Genomic DNA, 16,632 nt, shown 5'->3' with positions numbered 1-16,632 from the left:
TTACTAAGGCGTGTGGTCAATTAAGCCAAATGATAGCTGCAGCGAGGTGGATGCCGCCGAGGAAAGTTGAAGCACGTTTATCGTACCGAGTTGCAATGGCACGGTATTGTTTGAGTTTTGCAAAGAAATTCTCGATCAAATGCCGTGCTTTATACATTTCCTCATCGTATTCGCGTGGTTCCTTGCGGTTTGACTTTGGCGGTATGACGACCCGAATCCCGGCGTTCTTTAACAGATCAAGAACCCGCTCCGCCGCATCATACGCTTTATCGGCCAGAAAAGATTCTATACACGTCAGAATGTCCGGCAATAAAACATCCGCACCTTGAAGATCATGGGCTTGCCCCGGTGTAAGATGAAAACCGGTCGGGTTGCCAAGAGCATCACAGGTTACGTGTATTTTTGTGCTCAGTCCGCCTTTGCTGCGCCCAATGCACTCCGCTTCCCTATTCCCCCTTTTGTCCCCGCAGCATGCTGATGAGCACGGATAATTGTACTATCGATCATCGCATACTCATTATCAGAATCTTCGGCCAAATACGTGAAAACCCTTTCCCATACGCCGCTTTCCGACCAGCGGCGATGACGGCGGGCTATGTTGTTCCAATCTCCAAAACGCTCCGGCAGATCACGCCATGGTATCCCAGCACGGTAGCGGTACAAAACAGCTTCAACAAATAGCCTGTTATCCTTGGCTGTTACACCAACTGTTTGCTTGCGACCCGGTAACAAGTGCTCGATCCGTTGCCATTGATCGTCCCGTAATCCATAGCGCTTCACCATTTATAGCCTCCTCTAACTGTTTATAAACAGTAAATCACAATCTGATTCTCTGGGAAACTATATACAATTTAATTGTCCACATGCCCTAGTTTTTCCTCACTCATTACAAAATCATATCCACCCGATGGATCTTCATGCTTGTACACTGGCTTATTTAGCGGAAATTGTTTGTCAAATTTTTTCTGTTCTGGTGTCGGTATTAAGCTCATCATTTGTCCTAATAATTCAGGTATATTCTAAAACGGGATATCATCATCCATGTCATCAAACCCTGTCTCAAGGTTGTCCAGTATCTGTTTTGCTTTTTCAATGTCCCTGTCCTGGTTGCTTTTGTTGCCGCCGCCGAAGAAGCAGCGCAGTTCAAACAGGTCTTTGCCGATTGCTTTGTAATCTCCAAGATTACCGGATTCAGCGCGATTCAACCGTTCCAGCAGTTTGATGCTGGTTTGCTTGTCCAGTTTTTTGAATTACTGGTTGAATGTTTGAGTGATTTACAGTTCGTATTTCATGATTGATATTGTATCTCATGGGAAACATTTTGTTAACAATTATTGATCTCCGAATCAAAGTATCTAGCAGGGTAAGTTATCGTGAAAATGATAATCATTTGCATTTGATAATTTTTTCAGGTAAGATGTAAAACATTCATCAGGCTCTTAAGATGGATATACCGCATCAGCCAGCGCGTAGTTATATGCGTAGTCGGATGGTTGAATTAGCAATGGTTTACTTCCTCACGGCCCGGCTCGCTTTCCTTCTTTTCCTTTGCTTTGGCGAGCTGGGCTACCTACTAACGGTTCTATTGCGAACGCCTGAATCACACATAACAAGCTTCTCGCTTCTTATGGGTGGAACTGATTGGGAAAAATTCTGCGGTCTAACTGATTGGTAGACGCTCAGTTCTACCCATCATTCATTGCGATACATCGCTTCATCCAAGTTGACAAAGTCAGTTGGACGCGGCTTCAAGCATCTCAATCGCCGCTCTTCCGGGAGGATCAATTCATTCTTCATCCCGTTCCATACTTTCTCCGATGTGCCTGATTATGGTGATTTGCGCTTTCATTTTGCTCCACAACATGTCAGCGCCGCCAATGGTTTTTTCATGTTTTCTGGCACAGTAGAACTCATCGGCGTGTCGTGCAATTTTGCGCGCGCAATCGGCGGCGTAAGGATAGCGTTCTCCGAGTTGCTCGGAGAGTGCGCGGATTTGCTGAGGTATGAGGCTATTTTGCCCAGGATACTGTTGTTTCTTGAGAGTTGCTTCAATTTTAGAGGCAATTTTCACTATCGATTCGGAGGTTTTTATGCCCATTAAAAGACTCCAGCGCCCATTAAAGGTCGAGAAAGTTAAATTAATACGTGTGATGTGGGAGCGTGGTGAATGCTCCACTGATAATCCCGATCGGTTAGTTCATTATTTTTACAACGATTATGGCGTCATGGTGGCATGTTACGACGAAATCAACGGCGATCCAAGCGCGTTCATGCCACTCAAGACGGACGAAACTATACACACTCGTGTTAGTGCCGGCATAAAAGCCGAACTAGATGATGTTCCAGCGGATTCCGGTACTACTGAGGGGATGAGATCCCATCGGGTGCCAGTGCACGTCAGCATGCGCAAATCGATTTGTGTGACCGCATTGCGTGGAAGCGATAGGCCGGAAGATCCGGAACGCGAGGTCAGTTACTACTATGACTACAAAGGTAATCTGATGGCATGCGTGGATTTGATCAACGGCGTGATGGATTGGATTGCGCCAATTAGGTGCGGCCGGGAACGATGAATTTGACAAACTCAGCTAGACGCGGCTTCCAGCATTTCAATTGCCGTCTTTTCAAGCGAATCAATGGTTTTCTGAGTGGCGACAATGCGTTATTTCTCAGCCTTGGTTTACTCCCCAGTCATGCATGAGCAGGATCAAACCTTCGAATCCGATTCAGAGCATCGCGCAAGGAGTCTCGCGCAACAGCCATGTCGTAATCGGTTTGCAGCCCCATCCAGAATTCGGCAGTGTTGCCGAAATATCGCGCCAATCTGAGCGCTGTATCGATAGTGATTGCACGGTGTTCTCGCACAATATCGTTGATACGGGTGGCCGGAATTTGCAATGCAAGCGAGAGCGCATAGGGGGTGATTTTCAAAGGAATCAGAAACTCTTCTCGCAGAATTTCTCCAGGATGAATAGGGAGCAATTTCTCGCCTTCGGCCATGTCGCTGAAATCGATGCTGTGCAATTCTTCAATGCGGATAGTCATCGCTTGATGGCGTTAAACAATCGCCAATTCAACATGCATGCCAGTGCGGGTTACGAGCGTAATAAGCATATCAAGGCTGAATTTATCCCACTTACCGCGTACCAAATCGGAGACGCGCGATTGGCCGATGCCAAGTATTTTGGATGCTTCCTGTTGTGTCCAACCTCGCTCGTTAATTATTTTCCGCAAGCGATTCATCAATTCTGCTCGCATGGCAAGCAAGGCGGATTCTTCAGGAGAGAATCCCAAGTCGGCGAATACATTCCCGCTGGACTCAATGATGGGCTCTTTATCCATTTTTTATTCTCCTATTTGTTTATAACGACGTGCCGCCAATTCAATATCCTCGCGCTTGGTTTTCTGTGTTTTCTTTTGAAATGCATGCAGCACATAAACGGCATTATGCAGCTTGGCGACATAGATAACCCGCCACTCGCCAAGCACATGCACCCTGATTTCATAAGCTCCGGAACCTACAGAAAGCATTGGCTTGAAATCGGACGGCATCAATCCGCACTGTATAGCGTAAAGTTCAAAGCCTATTGCCCTGCGCGCTTCCATCGGAAAATTTTTAAGATCATCAAGACTGGATCCGGTAAAGCGCAATGTTTTCATGGCGCATATTATACAAGTACTTTGATAATCTTGACAGTCGCACTTAATCAGGCTTATCCGGCCAGCCGTATCGGTTCTAAATGCCGGATACTAAATGGCCGCCTTAATTCCGGCCTGCTTCAGAATAGCGTTAGCGGTGAATCTGGATACGATGGATGGTTACGGGAACCGGGAAGCTTTTGCCGGAAATAGGGCTGCGCCATATTTCATGGCTGCCTTTTCCTTGCCGGATGAATGTGCAGCCGTTCTCAAGCAAAATGCTCCGCAATTGCGGATAGAGGCCGCTGCCCATAAATTACAGGAAAATCCTATCGCGGGCTGTTTGATCTTGCTGGAAGCTGAGGCGCATCGTCTCGATGCTGACATCGATGCCGTTTTCTATTGCGATTTCCGGGGCGATTTCCCACACGCGTTCGGTCAATCCTTCGTAAGTATCAGATTCAGTAACCAAGCCGATCTCATCGCACACGGCAACCCACATGCCGGATTCGATGTCGTGGGTGACATGCACAATAAACGATTGATCTATTTTGAGAGAAGTATTCATGACTCAAGAGGTTACAACAATTTCAGATTGTTGACAAACTCAGCTAGACGCGGTTTCCAGAATCTCAATTGCCGCCTTTTCAAACGGGGCAACGGTTTTCATGGGAAACATACTATCAATAATTATTAATCTCCAAGGAGGAGAAATGAGTGTAATTATTTACGGACCGCAAGGATGCGGAAAAACATCAAATGCCAAAGCGCTGGCTCAGCACCTTGGCGTTGGCAACATTAAAGACAACTGGAAGCCCGGCGATAAATTGCCGGAAGACACTCTGGCATTGACTAATGTTGAGAATGTTCCAGAAGTGCTGGATTTTTACGAAGTGCGAGCGGTTATGGCTGACTCTTCAGTTTCAACTTGGCCAAGGGAATTTTAATTCAATGAAAACCCTTGATCCTGGCTGGAAATTTACGCCTTTATATCGGAAGTGTCCGAAGTGCGGTCATGACTTAACTAAACATTTTATAGATACCAAAACCAGCAAGGCAGAATCCGAGCAAAACAAAAGTAATTCCGGTTGGCGTGTTATTGCGCGGGTAGCTTGTGGCTATGCCGGCAGGGCTATGAGTCGTTTGCGGAATAATTCTTGTTTGAAGTGGATGATTGATCCATTCGCCAAGGCTGATGAAGAAACTGCCAAGGGAGATCAAGGTGGCTGGGATGGTGGGGAATGCAGGAAGCAATCCAGCTCCGGTAAGTGCAAAAATGAAAATGCTGACTACCATAAGAACTTGATACCAGTAGTCAAGCGCAAGTTTAGCGAGCGGATTTTCCATTATTTCTTGGGGCGCAATTCATTTTGAAAGCCGAAGCCTACAACAATTCGATTTTGTTGAAAAATCCGGTGGCTCTGGGTCTCTCAGACAAACCTGACCCAATGATCTTCGCTGATTATTGCTATCGGAAATCCACGGTCACGGTATTCCATGGCTTGTTCAATTTTTCTTCCATAGCTGGAGTGCGCCCAAGCATCGGTTGCATACACACCGATAACAAGATAATCCAGTTTTTGTGTAACTTTATTAAGCGCCAGACCCCCTTGTTTGAGCACGGCATTCTGACAAAACGACCTAGAACCATAAGCAAAGGTGCCAGTAAAGCAGAAACTACGCTCTGGCACAGTGACGTCAGGCGGAGGAACATCCAGTGGAAGTTTAGTGGCTTTGAGAATTTCACCAAATTCAAATTCGCCCCCATTGAAGTTGCGCAACGCTTCAAAGAGCTCGGTAGCTTCTCCGTCATCAAATACATTAACTTGAATTACATATTATTTTTTAATATTGACGCAAAAAAGAAAATGAGGTGATTAATGCAAGCAGTTCAAGATTTCCTTGCGTTCTATCACTGATAAAAATCAACATACAAGTCCAGTCTGTCATTTGCCCGATTAAAAGCTCTACCTTGAAGTATGTAATAATTTGATACCGTTTTACTTAAGTAGCCTGCTAATTTATTGTGAAATTTAGAAACCTTGGCATAATAAGAATCATAGCAAGGCTGAGATAGTAGATTTCTTATGCTGGCAGTTAAACTGTATTTATTTAGATTTAACTGTGAATTCTCATTGCATAATAATCTCTCAACTTTCTCTAGTTTAATCACAAATCTATCAAAATCCATTTTTTCAGGCTTATGTAAAAGAATATGATAATGAGGTCTACCATGAATGTTTTCTTCAACAATAATACCTTTTAAATCTTTATAAAATTATACTGCCAATTACAATCATTTATACTATGCTAGTAATACTCTTTTATAGCTTTCCTTTCCCATAATATAAATGACTGCTTCACTTTCTCGGTTACTATTTTTGTGTCAAAACGATACAAAGACACCAAACATACAATTGACTGTAATTAACGGGCGTTAATTAACAATTAAATATAATAAAAATTTGCTTTCAACTTTGATCTAACGATTGTTAGTCCAATTTTATATGCTAACACAAAAGCACATGAAAATATACAGAAATATATATCTTTTTTGAATATTATTCACTCAAGCATAGTATTTATTGAAGTGAATTTTATTGTTTCGTGCCGTTGAAATGGATTGGGTAATCAATTCCTCAATTCACGGTTAACACACCATGCTTGCATCCTTCTTGCGAATTCAATGGGTTTGCATCGCTCAACGTATGTAGTCGCCCCTGCAAAATTCACACAGTCATGCCGACAAACGAACGTTTTGTGTAAAAGGTGTTGATCAGTTGCAGCAGCGCAAGTCGCAATAAAGAATTCTTGATGCCCAAACGGTGTATAGCTCTCATCAGCCAGCGCAGATTGTAGCCAGCCGCACATAACACAGCGTGCAGTGCATCACCCAACTGACCTGGTAACCAGCAGCGATTCATTCGGTGATCCGACTTCAGATGCCCGATTGCAGGTTCCACGGCCTGCCGGCGCTTGAGCCAGCGCCGCTGCGGTTTCGTCAGCGACTTGTACTTGCCGCGATGGATGATTTCCACTGCCGGATTGTCAGCATCCACTCCCCGGAACCCGAGATCGGCAATAACCTGCTTCGGTATTGATCCGGTATCTTCGAGTAGCCTGTGCGTTTGTTCGAGCTGTTGGTGGAGAATATGACCATCGTAGGGATTGCCAGGAAAGGTTCTGGCACCGACTATCAGGCCGCTTTTGTGCGTAACAGCAATGCCGGCTTTAACTCCGAACTCGTAAGGTTTGCGTGCTTTGCCCTTGCCGATGCATTCGGCTTCCGGTGCGTGCAATGCATAGAGTTTGTTGTTGTCCTTGGGTTGCTGCTTATGAATCCGTCCTGCCCGTTCCAATAGCGTGGTCAATTGCTGCAGCGATGCGGCACAGACCGTCGTCACGGTTGCCAGTTTGCGCTGGATCTCCCGCAGCACGATACCAAGGATCGTGCGTTGGCGTTTAACGGTTTTGTGCAGACGCCGCAATTGCCTGGCGTGGGCATAGCCGCCTGCCCTTCGGCGCAGCGCCTTGCCTTCTTTGGCGTAGGTTTGCTTCAAGGTGATGCCAGCCCGTCTGGCTGCTTGCACAATCTTGCCGCGAGCAATTTCCAGTAACCGGCTATCCACCGGATGCGCAATTGCCTTTTCCTGAATTGTCGTGTCAACAATCACTCGTTTGAATTCAGCCGGTTTGACCGCCTTGGTGTGCACCGCAGTGTCAATCGTTGCCTTCAGCAGCTTCTCAACACCAGCTTCACCAATGGCGGTGCGGAAACGGCCAATCTGGGTGGCATCACACGGCAACTTCGATGTGTAATATTCCTCGCCGCTGAAATACTGCCACACCACATTCTCCGACCAGCGAACCACCAGCTCTTCGTCACTGAGGTTGAACGCATGCTTCAGATACAGCAACGATGCCATCAACCGGATCGGCAAGCGGGGGCGACCCGCAGTGCTCACGCCCCCACTGGCAATCGCCAATGTTGTGCCAAAAAGATCGTTGATCTCCAACACTTCACCCTGACGGTTTTTACGCTCAAAAGCAGGGACAAGTGCTGCTTCAATATCAGCCCACGGCAGTCGATTCGACAGCACTGCCAGGGGATGACGCAGATCAATTATCTGATCGAGACGCGCTCGAAAAAAATCATCGGTCGGCATTTCAGTTCCTCTTGATTCTCTCAGTGTTTTGATGCGAATAGTATAAATTCTCAGGGATCAATGCCGTCTAAAATTTGATGATTCCTGCAGTTCATGCAGGCTCTAAGTGTTTTGCAGGGATGACTATGTACTTTCAAGTTCCATCAATTCTTCAATGACAAAAGTAAGATAACTCTCGATTTCGTTAGTTGCTGCTTTTCGTTTTAACAATGAAAGCGTAGTTTCAAGATAGAAATCATATTCATCCAGAATGTCATTTTCGTCTGGGAGAATTCCTATGGGATCCCATTCATTCCATAGTTTTCTTATTTCTTGCAAATCTTAATTGTTGTTTTGAAGCTGATAATTTTGATAATGACTCATGAAAACATGATTAATGAATTGTTTGATAGTTGCATTCAATGATGAACATGAACCTATTGAGCCGGTGGTTAAAGCTATAGATGATCCAGAAATGTCCAACTGCAACCAAGAAGCTAGCTGGGACTAATACTAGGACTAATTTGTATAAAATTATCGAGGTAAGCTTATTTTTTAGGGATATTCTTATTAACCAATTGATTTTTATTGTTATGTTGAGAGGAGTCGAACCTCCGACCTACTGATTACGAAACCTAGCTATAAATTTTGTGTTTATATAAATCAACCGCTTGCAATGCTTGCCAAGCATAAAATCAGTGTCACACAACTACATATGGTGGTATTTCAGGCACAGTTTGGCACAAATTTGACACAATCAATTTTTCGATCTGTAGCTTTTAAAATTGCATCAAAATTTAACTGCAAGAGTTGGCTTGCTATTATTGATACAATGCAACCATTTGATCGCATATACAGTTCCGATCCAATTGCCAAGATTCGTTGTCGAAGATGGAACTTAAGGAAGCTAAGTAAAATACAATGAAAAATAAAGGGATAAGCTGGAGTGATGATTTCCAGGAAAAATAGATGGCATATTTCGTGTTGATAATTTTACCTGATGGTATTTTGTCATGAGTGTGACTTTACAACGGGTTATAGCATTAGTCAGTAACGGGGATGTCCGTATATCTGAACATGGTTATGATGAGTTGTCACACGACAATATCTTTGCAAGAGATATTCTCTCAGGTATTGGTGAGGCAATAGTCGTGGAAGATTATCCAGACTATCCGAAAGGCCCATGTGTACTGGTGTTACAAAAAGATAAAAAGAACAAGCCAATCCATGTAGTGTGGGGTATTCCTAGAAATGCGGACATGCCAGCTGTTGTCGTTACGGCTTATCGCCCTGACTGTGATAAGTGGAGTAATGATTTTTTGAGGAGATTATGATGAATAATAAACATCTAACGAAATTGGTACGAGAAGGCCAATACATTGCGGAAGTTGAGATCGAATTGATAGACGCAGGAGAAGGCTGGTCGCCTTATTTGTCGATTGAAGACGCATATAAATTAGATGATGTTCGTGCTGCCTTGCAACGCGGAGATATTCGTACCGCAGGAAAATTTGGTAGAGTTTATACGTTGACGCCTTTAGCAGTATAAATTTTGGGTATTGGTATCAGTTAGAAACTGACTAATAATCTATATGCTTACGTAGCAGGGGTACCTATGTGCAGTGGTAGTGAAACCAGGATCAAAAGATTTATTTTCCGCAACCAGATGTATGTTTGTCCGTGCAGCTACGAGATGGTCATATTACCTGGATGACGTGGGGTAGGCGCAAGGATGAAGTCACTGGTAAATTTCCGAATAGCAGCTGGGCACGACTGAGCTCCATCAAAAGCGGCAAATGGAAACCCTCGCACTCAAGACCGGTTTTAATTATCGCTGACCAGTTCATGGAAGAAGACCATGACAATCAATCTCATTGAGTGCCATTGGCGTTACGCTTACTAAGTAATATTTATTAAGTAGATTTGGAATTGGCTGGTAAGAATAATTGTAAATCTGATCACCACTACTGATTTGCGTGATACGACGACTTAATAGACCACTATCAGCATAGTCAAAATCTACTACTCTCCCGTCATTCGTAATGATCTGTGAAATTTCAGGACTATTAGATGTAGCATAACTAATGTCAGCATAATTGCCATTTCGATCGGTAATTCTTGTTACATACCATGCATAAACAGGTTTTGGAGTAGTGCCAATATTCACCATATGGGTCATGTCATACCGAGTACCATTGGGCGAATAAACAGCTAATCCACTATTACTACTTCCCACAATACACTCTGCTTTCCAATATTGCGTCGTAAGCATTAGAGGTGAGGAATTTCCAGTGAAAGCAAATAATTTATCGTTGGAAACCGATCGGCGGCAGGGTAAATGTGGGTGTTAAATATAACGCCACGCCGACGCGCAGCGGTACTTTCGATTCCAAGCTGAAAATCAAGATTCCCTATTCGCCGTTGAATGGCTCGTTTTTACAGAACGGCGACATGATACGGATTCAGGCATCTTACCAAAGATTATTTTTGGATGCTGGGGATAGCACGAAATTCCTGTTTCGCAGATTATTCCTGGGTAGAAGCACTAATCCTGCCAATAACAAGGAATTGCTGGTTACAAACGGGGCAGTTGCAAATGATGGATGCGCTGAACACAACTTGGTTATCAAGAAAACCGATAGCTCAACTTTTCAAATCCTTGGTAAACAGGTTGTATTCAACTTGTGGGATGGCAATACCGCAACCGACCTGTACTCAATAAACGGTGTTACAGATATCGACAACATCGATATTCAAGATGCATACCTGGATTTCGGATTTAACTTCGGCACTTCAATCACTGTCGGTGTGCCCGCAATCAAAGACGCCGCGCATCTTTATTCATGTTTTATAGAGATCATCACTTGCGGATCGGGGGAATGAAATGACTATTGATCAAACAACCATTCTTAACGGCATCAAAACGTTCACACCAAACCTGTCGTCTACACTTCTATTTGAGAGCAATTTTGAGCCAAATGTCACGCACAATAATTTTGCGGTGAATGGCATTCAGGATCAACTATCTGGAACGGATTTAACTACTGGGTTTATCTGGCCCACGGCGCAGCCCAGCTTTCCTAATGGTGGTGCAGGGCAAGCATTAAACTGCAACTGGTCGGTTATTTATCTTGGACATAAATACGCTACTCTCAGCCCGGCAAACGTTGGTAATTATGCCGTTGTAGATTTTCCAACAATGATCGGGCCGGATGGATCTACAGGAAGGGCATTGCATCTTAATCTTAAAGATACCGGTGCACTGGACAATAATAAAGATCTTCCTTACTACACTAACCGACCATTCGGCGGGCAACTTGATTTGATGTTTAACCGTATTTCAAACAATACGAATCCGCTTCCCCCAATGCTGGAGGATGTTTATTTCAGCTATTGGTGCAAACGCCCCGGTGCTTTGTCTGCTCAGATACCCAATGTAAACGATGTGGTCGTGCAAGTTGATAATAAGACGGGCGGCTGGTTTGATGGCACCAAAAATCAATACGGCGGCGGAGGTAGGGTTACGCTATGCATCGTACGCTAGGCTGACGGTTCATTGAGATGGCGTTCTGGCTATGATAATGGCGGAAATGCGTTCACGACTTATGCTCCCGATGGAATTCTCCCGCTTGATTGCTTTTACCATCAAAAATTTATTGGTACGAAACCAACAAAACAGTTCCTGTTATCCTTGACGCTTGGTTTAAGGTTGAAGGCTATATCCACATGTACGAATCGAGAGGGATATGCCTGTTTGCAATTGACGACCAGATTATTTGTCATCACATCGGCAGAACTAAGGATGAATTTGGTCTTCCTTGGGGGCGGATAATGCCATTCTTGATGTATAGCCAAGGCGGCCCGTGCGAAGGCTGGATGTGGAACATCATTGTTAGGGATTCGCCACCAAGCTCCGTTTTTTGTATGCACCGGCAGCGTTTGATCTACACAGATTGTATTAGCATCGGAAAAAAAGAAGCGGCCCGGCCATGCATCAACATGACCAAATCACCGCAAAATATATTAGAGGGGTGGAGGACGTCTTCCTGATACATAGAAAATGATTGATAAAATAATACCTACTACGAATAAAACCCAAGCTATTTGTGTAGCTGTACCTGCTACCCCGCTTAATCCCAGAACACCAGCAATAATAGCGACAATTAGAAATGTAAGCGCCCAACTAAACATGATCTTCTCCTCATCATTTTCTAGATATCAAATTTTCTATCCAATGTTTACATAAGACACCTTAAATCATGATTAAGTCTGTGTGCTAGCGAACATTAATACCAAATTGAGCGATTATTTATAATAATTTTTAAAGAAATTTAAACAAGAGAGAATCTCATATAATGTGGCTCGTCTCATTTAATTTGTGCTCGCATCTCATACAATGTTTTTCGGCCTACTGCTATTGCTTCCGTTGACTTAAGCGATACAACAAGCAATAAAAATCCATTATAAGGACGGAATTAACCTACGAGCTGATCCAGTCGGAATATTTGAATTCTTTGGCGAAGGATCACTTGAAACTATTCCTGACGGAAGCTGCATCTCTTCTTCTGAAGTTTTTGTTTTTGCTGCCTTCTCTTTATCAATAACAAAACCGGTTTTAAAATTTGGACCAATACTCTCTTTATCGACAAATTGATGATTTGGATGAAAGGATTTATCGAAAGCAAATACATTACTTACGAAAAAAGCTGTACAAAAAATAATCGCTATTGCTAAAGTTTTTCCTTGAATCATGATTTCTCACCTTTTAAGTAGTTTAGTAGTTTAGCGTGATTAATAATGGTCGTAATCCTCATGTATGTCTGTTCGGTAGCATACATATCTTTTTAACTACTTCTCTCATTTGGCAATTTGTTAACTTGCACAATTTCGCAAACTGAACGAATATGCTAACTAATCAGGTTGCAAATTCAGGTATTTTATAAAACAGAATTCGCTTTGCTTGAGCGATCAAGCATAAAAGTCAGTTTGAAATAATTTGCGGAATAATTTACACGGCAATATTCCAGATCAAAAATATACAAAGCAAAATCAATCATGGTATTAATAATGGTATTTTCAAATATTCCAAAAATTAAACCAAGTACAATCAAGGTATTTTCAGATCAATCAACAATAGAGTGGAATAGTAAAGCAATCGTTTGAGCGATACCTTGATCATCCCATGTATGTTGCAGACTCATTGCAGGCCGAATATTTTCAGGAAAGTAATCATAATCAGCACAACGGTCAGAATGAAAACGACGCGGGACATTAATTGATAAATTGCTCGCCGGATGATTATTTCTTTATGGTACTGCGCATCGATTTCTCGCATTTCATTTCTGAGTTTGCGGAATGGCGGTCCCATAATGTCGAGACAGCGTAAAAGCACCATGGCTACAACGGCGTAAGCCACCATTTCAACTTTCAGCAAATAAGCCAAAATACTGCCGCTTTCATTCGGGCCGATTAAGGTGAACAGCATGCCGATGACAACCGCCAGCATGACGGAAACATGCGTCAGCAGTGCGGAGCTTTTGGTATCGATAATCACCATATCGTGCAGGATATGGTTGATATGATTGATGTCTTTTCTCGTATCAGCAAATTTTCTTTCATCTTCCTCATTCAAAGACAGAAGCGTTTTAAAAACTTTGTCAACCAGATCGTACATCATCGGACTACCTCCGTTTTTGTTGTGTTACCACTATATGACATCTGCTGTCATATAAACAGAGGAGGGGGGCTGGAATGATTAAAGATTTAAATATGAGAGAAATTGCTTAAGCCATCAATTCCCGCAACACATAAGGCAAGATTCCGCCGTGTCTGTAGTAATCCACCTCGATAGCGGTATCGATGCGGCATAGCAGTTGCACGGTCTGGTTGCTGCCATCCTTTCTGCGAATGTTCAACGTAACATCTTGTTGCGGCTGGATGTTATCGAGTCCGGAAATATCGAATTGTTCGTCGCCTTTGATGCCGAGCGATTCAACACTGTCGTTACCTTTAAACTGCAACGGCAGAACGCCCATGCCGATCAGATTGCTGCGGTGGATGCGTTCGAAGCTGGTCGCAATGACCGCTTTGACGCCTAACAGTTGCGTTCCCTTGGCGGCCCAGTCGCGGCTTGAGCCGGTACCGTATTCCTTGCCGCCGAAAATAACCGTCGGAATGCCTTGTGTCTGATATTTCATCGCAGCATCGTAAATGCTCATTTGTTCCGGTGCAACTTCGGCAGCGCCCTGGTAGAGGGTGATGCCGCCTTCGCTGCCGGGAATCATCAAGTTCTTGATGCGAACGTTGGCGAAGGTGCCGCGCATCATCACTTCGTGGTGCCCGCGGCGAGCGCCGTAGCTGTTGAAATCAGCCTTGGCGACATGATGATCGAGCAGATAACGGCCGGCCGGTGATGTTTCCTTGATCGACCCTGCCGGGCTGATGTGATCGGTGGTCACCGAATCGCCGAATACACCCAACGCATAAGCGTTTTTGATGTCATTATCGCCGCTTGCCGCCGGTTGCAGTGAGAAGTCTGCAAAGAAAGGCGGTTCGGCAATGTAAGTCGATGTCGGCCAGTTGTAGGTTTGTCCGGTGACGGACGTGACACTGTTCCACAGTGCGTGATCCTTGGTGAGATTGCTGTAAAGTTTTCTAAACGTATCCGCGTTGGCGGCGTATTTTAACAAGGCGTGGATTTCGGCGCTGCTCGGCCAGATATCTTTCAGCCAGACCGCTTGATTGTTTTTACCGATGCCCAACGGCTCGGCCGTGAGGTCTTTCAGTACGCTCCCCGCGATTGCGTATGCTACTACCAGTGGCGGAGAAGCTAAGAAGTTGGCGCGAATGTTCGAATGGATGCGCGCTTCAAAATTGCGGTTACCGGACAATACGGCAGCGCACACCAGGTCATTCTTGACAACTGCTTCTTCTATCGGTTCGGCCAGTGGCCCGGAGTTGCCAATACACGTGGTGCAACCGTAGCCGACCAGATCGAAGCCCAGTTGCTCGAGGTAGGGCAGCAATCCGGTGACGTTCAAATAATCGGTTACGACGCGCGAACCCGGCGCCAATGATGTTTTGATGTGATGCTTGACCGACAAGCCTTTTTCCACCGCTTTCTTGGCCAGCAACCCGGCGGCGAGCAGCACACTGGGGTTGGACGTGTTTGTACAGGATGTGATGGCGGCGATCAACACATCGCCGTGCCCCAGATCAACGCTTGAGCCATTCAATTCGACATGGCATAAATCGGCTGCATTAGGCGCCGGACGATTATTGATCATTTCCGCAACATTGCGGGAAACCATGCGCCGCTCTGCGGATATAGCGTTTTTCGCTGTTTGTTCGTTGTTTTCGCTCCCTGCCGCCGCGCCGGAGCTTGGCGTCGGTATACGGCTTCCGTCGAGTGTGCCGGAGTCGACCTGGGTACACACTTCAGGCTCTTGCGTATGCACATCGCGTATGGCGTAACGTTGCTGGATGTCATCGTCTTGTTTGCCGTAACCGCTTTCTTTGACGGGTTTATTGAAGAGTTCGGTAAAGCGCGATTTGATTGCCGCGAGTTCAATGCGATCCTGCGGACGTTTGGGACCTGCCAGCGAGGGTGAGACGGAACCCAGATCCAGCGTGAGCTCGCTGGTATAGTCAATGTCGCCCTTTTTGGGGATGCCGTACATTTGCTGCGCTTGGAAATAACGTTGAAAAGCGGCGATTTCTTCCTCGCTGCGCCCGGTGCCCTTGAAGTAGTCGATGGTTGCGTCGTCGACCGGAAAGAATCCCATGGTTGCACCGTATTCCGGCGCCATATTGGCGATCGTGGCGCGGTCCGGCAGCGCCAATGAAGCGGTTCCTTCACCGAAGAACTCGACAAACTTTCCGACGACGTTCGCTTTACGCAGCATTTCCGTGATCGTCAGCACCAGATCGGTTGCAGTCACACCTTCGCGCAAATGGCCGGTTAAATGAACACCGACAACATCGGGCGTCAGGAAATAAACCGGCTGGCCCAACATGCCGGCTTCCGCTTCGATACCGCCAACACCCCAGCCGACAACGCCGATACCGTTGATCATCGTAGTATGCGAGTCGGTGCCGACCAGTGTGTCGGGAAAAATGAGTCCGTCTTTTTGGTGTACACCACGGGCAAGGTATTCGAGATTGACTTGGTGCACAATGCCGATTCCGGGAGGAATGACCTTGAATGTATCAAACGCCTGCATACCCCATTTGATGAACTGGTAACGTTCGTTATTGCGGAAAAATTCTATTTCCATATTGCGATCGATCGCGTCTTTCGTGCCGTAATGGTCGACCTGAATCGAGTGATCGACGACCAGATCGACAGGAACCAAAGGTTCGATCAGTTTTGGGTTTTTCCCCAGTTTCACCGCCGCGCTGCGCATGGCGGCGAGATCGACCAGCAGCGGCACGCCGGTAAAATCTTGCAGCACAATGCGCGAAACCACAAACGGTATTTCATCCACTCTGGCGGCATCGGGTTTCCAGTTTGCCAGTTGCCGGATATGGGTTTCCGTGATTTTTTTGTTGTCATAATTCCGCAATACCGATTCCAGTACGATACGAATCGATACCGGCAAACGGGAGATTTTTCCAATGCCGTTCTTTTCCAGTGCCGGGAGCGAGTAGTATTGCGCACGGTTTCCTGATGACAAAGACAGTTCATGCAGGCTATCGAATAAATTGTGGCTCATCGGTATTTTCCTAAGAATAATGCGGGTTAGCGGATCAATAAATCATGCTGCCGCTAATATATATTTTTGGACAGACAAAGTCACGCTTCCGCTAGGCATAAAGGAAACTTCAGTGCTGAAATTGAATCGTGGCG

At 45.2% G+C, this 16,632-nt stretch carries 20 protein-coding genes and 3 pseudogenes; 7 read left to right on the top strand and 16 right to left on the bottom strand.

The window, feature by feature from the left end:
* Positions 1–16: 16 nt before the first annotated feature.
* The 3 genes and pseudogenes from HRU78_10925 to HRU78_10915 form a co-directional block, all read right to left on the bottom strand.
* Positions 17–780, bottom strand: a pseudogene (locus HRU78_10925) (IS5 family transposase).
* Positions 781–1,019: 239 nt separating this feature from the next.
* Positions 1,020–1,292: pseudogene (locus tag HRU78_10920) on the bottom strand (type II toxin-antitoxin system RelE/ParE family toxin).
* A gap of 494 nt (positions 1,293–1,786) precedes the next feature.
* Positions 1,787–2,098 (bottom strand): hypothetical protein, encoded by a 312-nt coding sequence (locus HRU78_10915; protein ID QOJ24091.1) that lies wholly within the window; start codon positions 2,096–2,098, stop codon positions 1,787–1,789.
* Between HRU78_10915 and HRU78_10910 the strand changes: the two genes are divergently transcribed.
* Positions 2,091–2,573 carry a hypothetical protein gene (locus tag HRU78_10910; protein ID QOJ24090.1) on the top strand — a complete coding sequence of 161 codons (483 nt, stop codon included), beginning with the start codon at positions 2,091–2,093 and terminating at the stop codon, positions 2,571–2,573. The genes HRU78_10915 and HRU78_10910 overlap by 8 nt on opposite strands.
* Before the next feature lie 118 nt (positions 2,574–2,691).
* On the opposite strand, the gene HRU78_10905 is transcribed toward HRU78_10910, so the two are convergent.
* The 5 genes and pseudogenes from HRU78_10905 to HRU78_10885 form a co-directional block, all read right to left on the bottom strand.
* Entirely contained in the window at positions 2,692–3,045 is a 354-nt protein-coding gene (locus HRU78_10905) for a HigA family addiction module antidote protein (GenBank protein ID QOJ24089.1), read from the bottom strand.
* A gap of 12 nt (positions 3,046–3,057) precedes the next feature.
* On the bottom strand, positions 3,058–3,342 hold the full coding sequence (locus HRU78_10900) for an XRE family transcriptional regulator (protein QOJ24088.1): 285 nt from the start codon (positions 3,340–3,342) through the stop codon (positions 3,058–3,060).
* 3 nt (positions 3,343–3,345) lie between these two features.
* On the bottom strand, positions 3,346–3,660 hold the full coding sequence (locus HRU78_10895; protein ID QOJ24087.1) for a type II toxin-antitoxin system RelE/ParE family toxin: 315 nt from the start codon (positions 3,658–3,660) through the stop codon (positions 3,346–3,348).
* A 90-nt stretch (positions 3,661–3,750) separates the two neighbouring features.
* Positions 3,751–3,952: pseudogene (locus tag HRU78_10890) on the bottom strand (type II toxin-antitoxin system HicA family toxin).
* Positions 3,953–3,955: 3 nt separating this feature from the next.
* Entirely contained in the window at positions 3,956–4,207 is a 252-nt protein-coding gene (locus HRU78_10885) for a DUF1902 domain-containing protein (protein ID QOJ24086.1), read from the bottom strand.
* A 145-nt stretch (positions 4,208–4,352) separates the two neighbouring features.
* On the opposite strand from HRU78_10885, the gene HRU78_10880 reads away from it, so the two are divergent.
* Positions 4,353–4,586 (top strand): AAA family ATPase, encoded by a 234-nt coding sequence (locus tag HRU78_10880; protein QOJ24085.1) that lies wholly within the window; start codon positions 4,353–4,355, stop codon positions 4,584–4,586.
* Between the two features lie 4 nt (positions 4,587–4,590).
* Positions 4,591–5,013 (top strand): hypothetical protein, encoded by a 423-nt coding sequence (locus HRU78_10875; GenBank protein QOJ24084.1) that lies wholly within the window; start codon positions 4,591–4,593, stop codon positions 5,011–5,013.
* Positions 5,014–5,069: 56 nt separating this feature from the next.
* Here HRU78_10875 and HRU78_10870 read toward each other — a convergent pair whose 3' ends face one another.
* The 3 genes from HRU78_10870 to HRU78_10860 all read right to left on the bottom strand — a co-directional run bounded on the left by HRU78_10870 (position 5,070) and on the right by HRU78_10860 (position 8,123).
* The gene (locus tag HRU78_10870; protein QOJ24083.1) at positions 5,070–5,420 is read right to left on the bottom strand and encodes a hypothetical protein; all 351 of its coding nucleotides are present in this window, start codon (positions 5,418–5,420) and stop codon (positions 5,070–5,072) included.
* Between the two features lie 948 nt (positions 5,421–6,368).
* Positions 6,369–7,805 carry an IS5 family transposase gene (locus HRU78_10865; GenBank protein ID QOJ24082.1) on the bottom strand — a complete coding sequence of 479 codons (1,437 nt, stop codon included), beginning with the start codon at positions 7,803–7,805 and terminating at the stop codon, positions 6,369–6,371.
* 123 nt (positions 7,806–7,928) lie between these two features.
* Positions 7,929–8,123, bottom strand: coding sequence for a hypothetical protein (locus HRU78_10860; protein ID QOJ24081.1), 195 nt, complete (start codon positions 8,121–8,123; stop codon positions 7,929–7,931).
* Between the two features lie 674 nt (positions 8,124–8,797).
* Here HRU78_10860 and HRU78_10855 point away from each other — a divergent pair.
* Positions 8,798–9,118 carry a DUF4258 domain-containing protein gene (locus HRU78_10855; GenBank protein ID QOJ24080.1) on the top strand — a complete coding sequence of 107 codons (321 nt, stop codon included), beginning with the start codon at positions 8,798–8,800 and terminating at the stop codon, positions 9,116–9,118.
* Entirely contained in the window at positions 9,118–9,333 is a 216-nt protein-coding gene (locus HRU78_10850; GenBank protein QOJ25021.1) for a hypothetical protein, read from the top strand. The genes HRU78_10855 and HRU78_10850 overlap by 1 nt, the downstream gene beginning before the upstream one ends.
* A gap of 294 nt (positions 9,334–9,627) precedes the next feature.
* Here HRU78_10850 and HRU78_10845 read toward each other — a convergent pair whose 3' ends face one another.
* Positions 9,628–10,056 carry a hypothetical protein gene (locus HRU78_10845; GenBank protein ID QOJ24079.1) on the bottom strand — a complete coding sequence of 143 codons (429 nt, stop codon included), beginning with the start codon at positions 10,054–10,056 and terminating at the stop codon, positions 9,628–9,630.
* A 68-nt stretch (positions 10,057–10,124) separates the two neighbouring features.
* Between HRU78_10845 and HRU78_10840 the strand changes: the two genes are divergently transcribed.
* Both HRU78_10840 and HRU78_10835 read left to right on the top strand, forming a co-directional pair.
* Complete coding sequence (locus HRU78_10840; protein QOJ24078.1) at positions 10,125–10,667, top strand: hypothetical protein; 543 nt, start codon at positions 10,125–10,127, stop codon at positions 10,665–10,667.
* Between the two features lies 1 nt (position 10,668).
* Complete coding sequence (locus HRU78_10835; GenBank protein ID QOJ24077.1) at positions 10,669–11,328, top strand: hypothetical protein; 660 nt, start codon at positions 10,669–10,671, stop codon at positions 11,326–11,328.
* A gap of 479 nt (positions 11,329–11,807) precedes the next feature.
* Here the strand turns inward: HRU78_10835 and HRU78_10830 are convergent, their stop codons facing one another.
* From HRU78_10830 to HRU78_10815, 4 genes are all read right to left on the bottom strand, one after another.
* The gene (locus HRU78_10830; GenBank protein ID QOJ24076.1) at positions 11,808–11,975 is read right to left on the bottom strand and encodes a DUF1328 domain-containing protein; all 168 of its coding nucleotides are present in this window, start codon (positions 11,973–11,975) and stop codon (positions 11,808–11,810) included.
* A 270-nt stretch (positions 11,976–12,245) separates the two neighbouring features.
* Positions 12,246–12,536 carry a hypothetical protein gene (locus tag HRU78_10825; protein QOJ24075.1) on the bottom strand — a complete coding sequence of 97 codons (291 nt, stop codon included), beginning with the start codon at positions 12,534–12,536 and terminating at the stop codon, positions 12,246–12,248.
* 445 nt (positions 12,537–12,981) lie between these two features.
* Positions 12,982–13,461 (bottom strand): hypothetical protein, encoded by a 480-nt coding sequence (locus HRU78_10820; protein QOJ24074.1) that lies wholly within the window; start codon positions 13,459–13,461, stop codon positions 12,982–12,984.
* 106 nt (positions 13,462–13,567) lie between these two features.
* Complete coding sequence (locus tag HRU78_10815) at positions 13,568–16,498, bottom strand: aconitate hydratase (GenBank protein QOJ24073.1); 2,931 nt, start codon at positions 16,496–16,498, stop codon at positions 13,568–13,570.
* Positions 16,499–16,632 lie beyond the last annotated feature (134 nt).

This window comes from Gammaproteobacteria bacterium (genome assembly GCA_015709635.1).
GTDB lineage: Bacteria > Pseudomonadota > Gammaproteobacteria > Burkholderiales > Nitrosomonadaceae > Nitrosomonas.
This window is presented reverse-complemented; position numbering and strand designations above follow the sequence as displayed.

Bases quoted from the DNA above. Each gene is read 5' to 3' on its own strand.
- HRU78_10910 (QOJ24090.1), top strand. From the start codon at position 2,091: ATGCCCATTAAAAGACTCCAGCGCCCATTAAAGGTCGAGAAAGTTAAA.
- HRU78_10915 (QOJ24091.1), bottom strand. From the start codon at position 2,098: ATGGGCATAAAAACCTCCGAATCGATAGTGAAAATTGCCTCTAAAATT.
- HRU78_10905 (QOJ24089.1), bottom strand. From the start codon at position 3,045: ATGACTATCCGCATTGAAGAATTGCACAGCATCGATTTCAGCGACATG.
- HRU78_10900 (QOJ24088.1), bottom strand. From the start codon at position 3,342: ATGGATAAAGAGCCCATCATTGAGTCCAGCGGGAATGTATTCGCCGAC.
- HRU78_10895 (QOJ24087.1), bottom strand. From the start codon at position 3,660: ATGAAAACATTGCGCTTTACCGGATCCAGTCTTGATGATCTTAAAAAT.
- HRU78_10885 (QOJ24086.1), bottom strand. From the start codon at position 4,207: ATGAATACTTCTCTCAAAATAGATCAATCGTTTATTGTGCATGTCACC.
- HRU78_10880 (QOJ24085.1), top strand. From the start codon at position 4,353: ATGAGTGTAATTATTTACGGACCGCAAGGATGCGGAAAAACATCAAAT.
- HRU78_10875 (QOJ24084.1), top strand. From the start codon at position 4,591: ATGAAAACCCTTGATCCTGGCTGGAAATTTACGCCTTTATATCGGAAG.
- HRU78_10865 (QOJ24082.1), bottom strand. From the start codon at position 7,805: ATGCCGACCGATGATTTTTTTCGAGCGCGTCTCGATCAGATAATTGAT.
- HRU78_10855 (QOJ24080.1), top strand. From the start codon at position 8,798: ATGAGTGTGACTTTACAACGGGTTATAGCATTAGTCAGTAACGGGGAT.
- HRU78_10850 (QOJ25021.1), top strand. From the start codon at position 9,118: ATGAATAATAAACATCTAACGAAATTGGTACGAGAAGGCCAATACATT.
- HRU78_10845 (QOJ24079.1), bottom strand. From the start codon at position 10,056: ATGCTTACGACGCAATATTGGAAAGCAGAGTGTATTGTGGGAAGTAGT.
- HRU78_10835 (QOJ24077.1), top strand. From the start codon at position 10,669: ATGACTATTGATCAAACAACCATTCTTAACGGCATCAAAACGTTCACA.
- HRU78_10830 (QOJ24076.1), bottom strand. From the start codon at position 11,975: ATGTTTAGTTGGGCGCTTACATTTCTAATTGTCGCTATTATTGCTGGT.
- HRU78_10825 (QOJ24075.1), bottom strand. From the start codon at position 12,536: ATGATTCAAGGAAAAACTTTAGCAATAGCGATTATTTTTTGTACAGCT.
- HRU78_10820 (QOJ24074.1), bottom strand. From the start codon at position 13,461: ATGATGTACGATCTGGTTGACAAAGTTTTTAAAACGCTTCTGTCTTTG.
- HRU78_10815 (QOJ24073.1), bottom strand. From the start codon at position 16,498: ATGAGCCACAATTTATTCGATAGCCTGCATGAACTGTCTTTGTCATCA.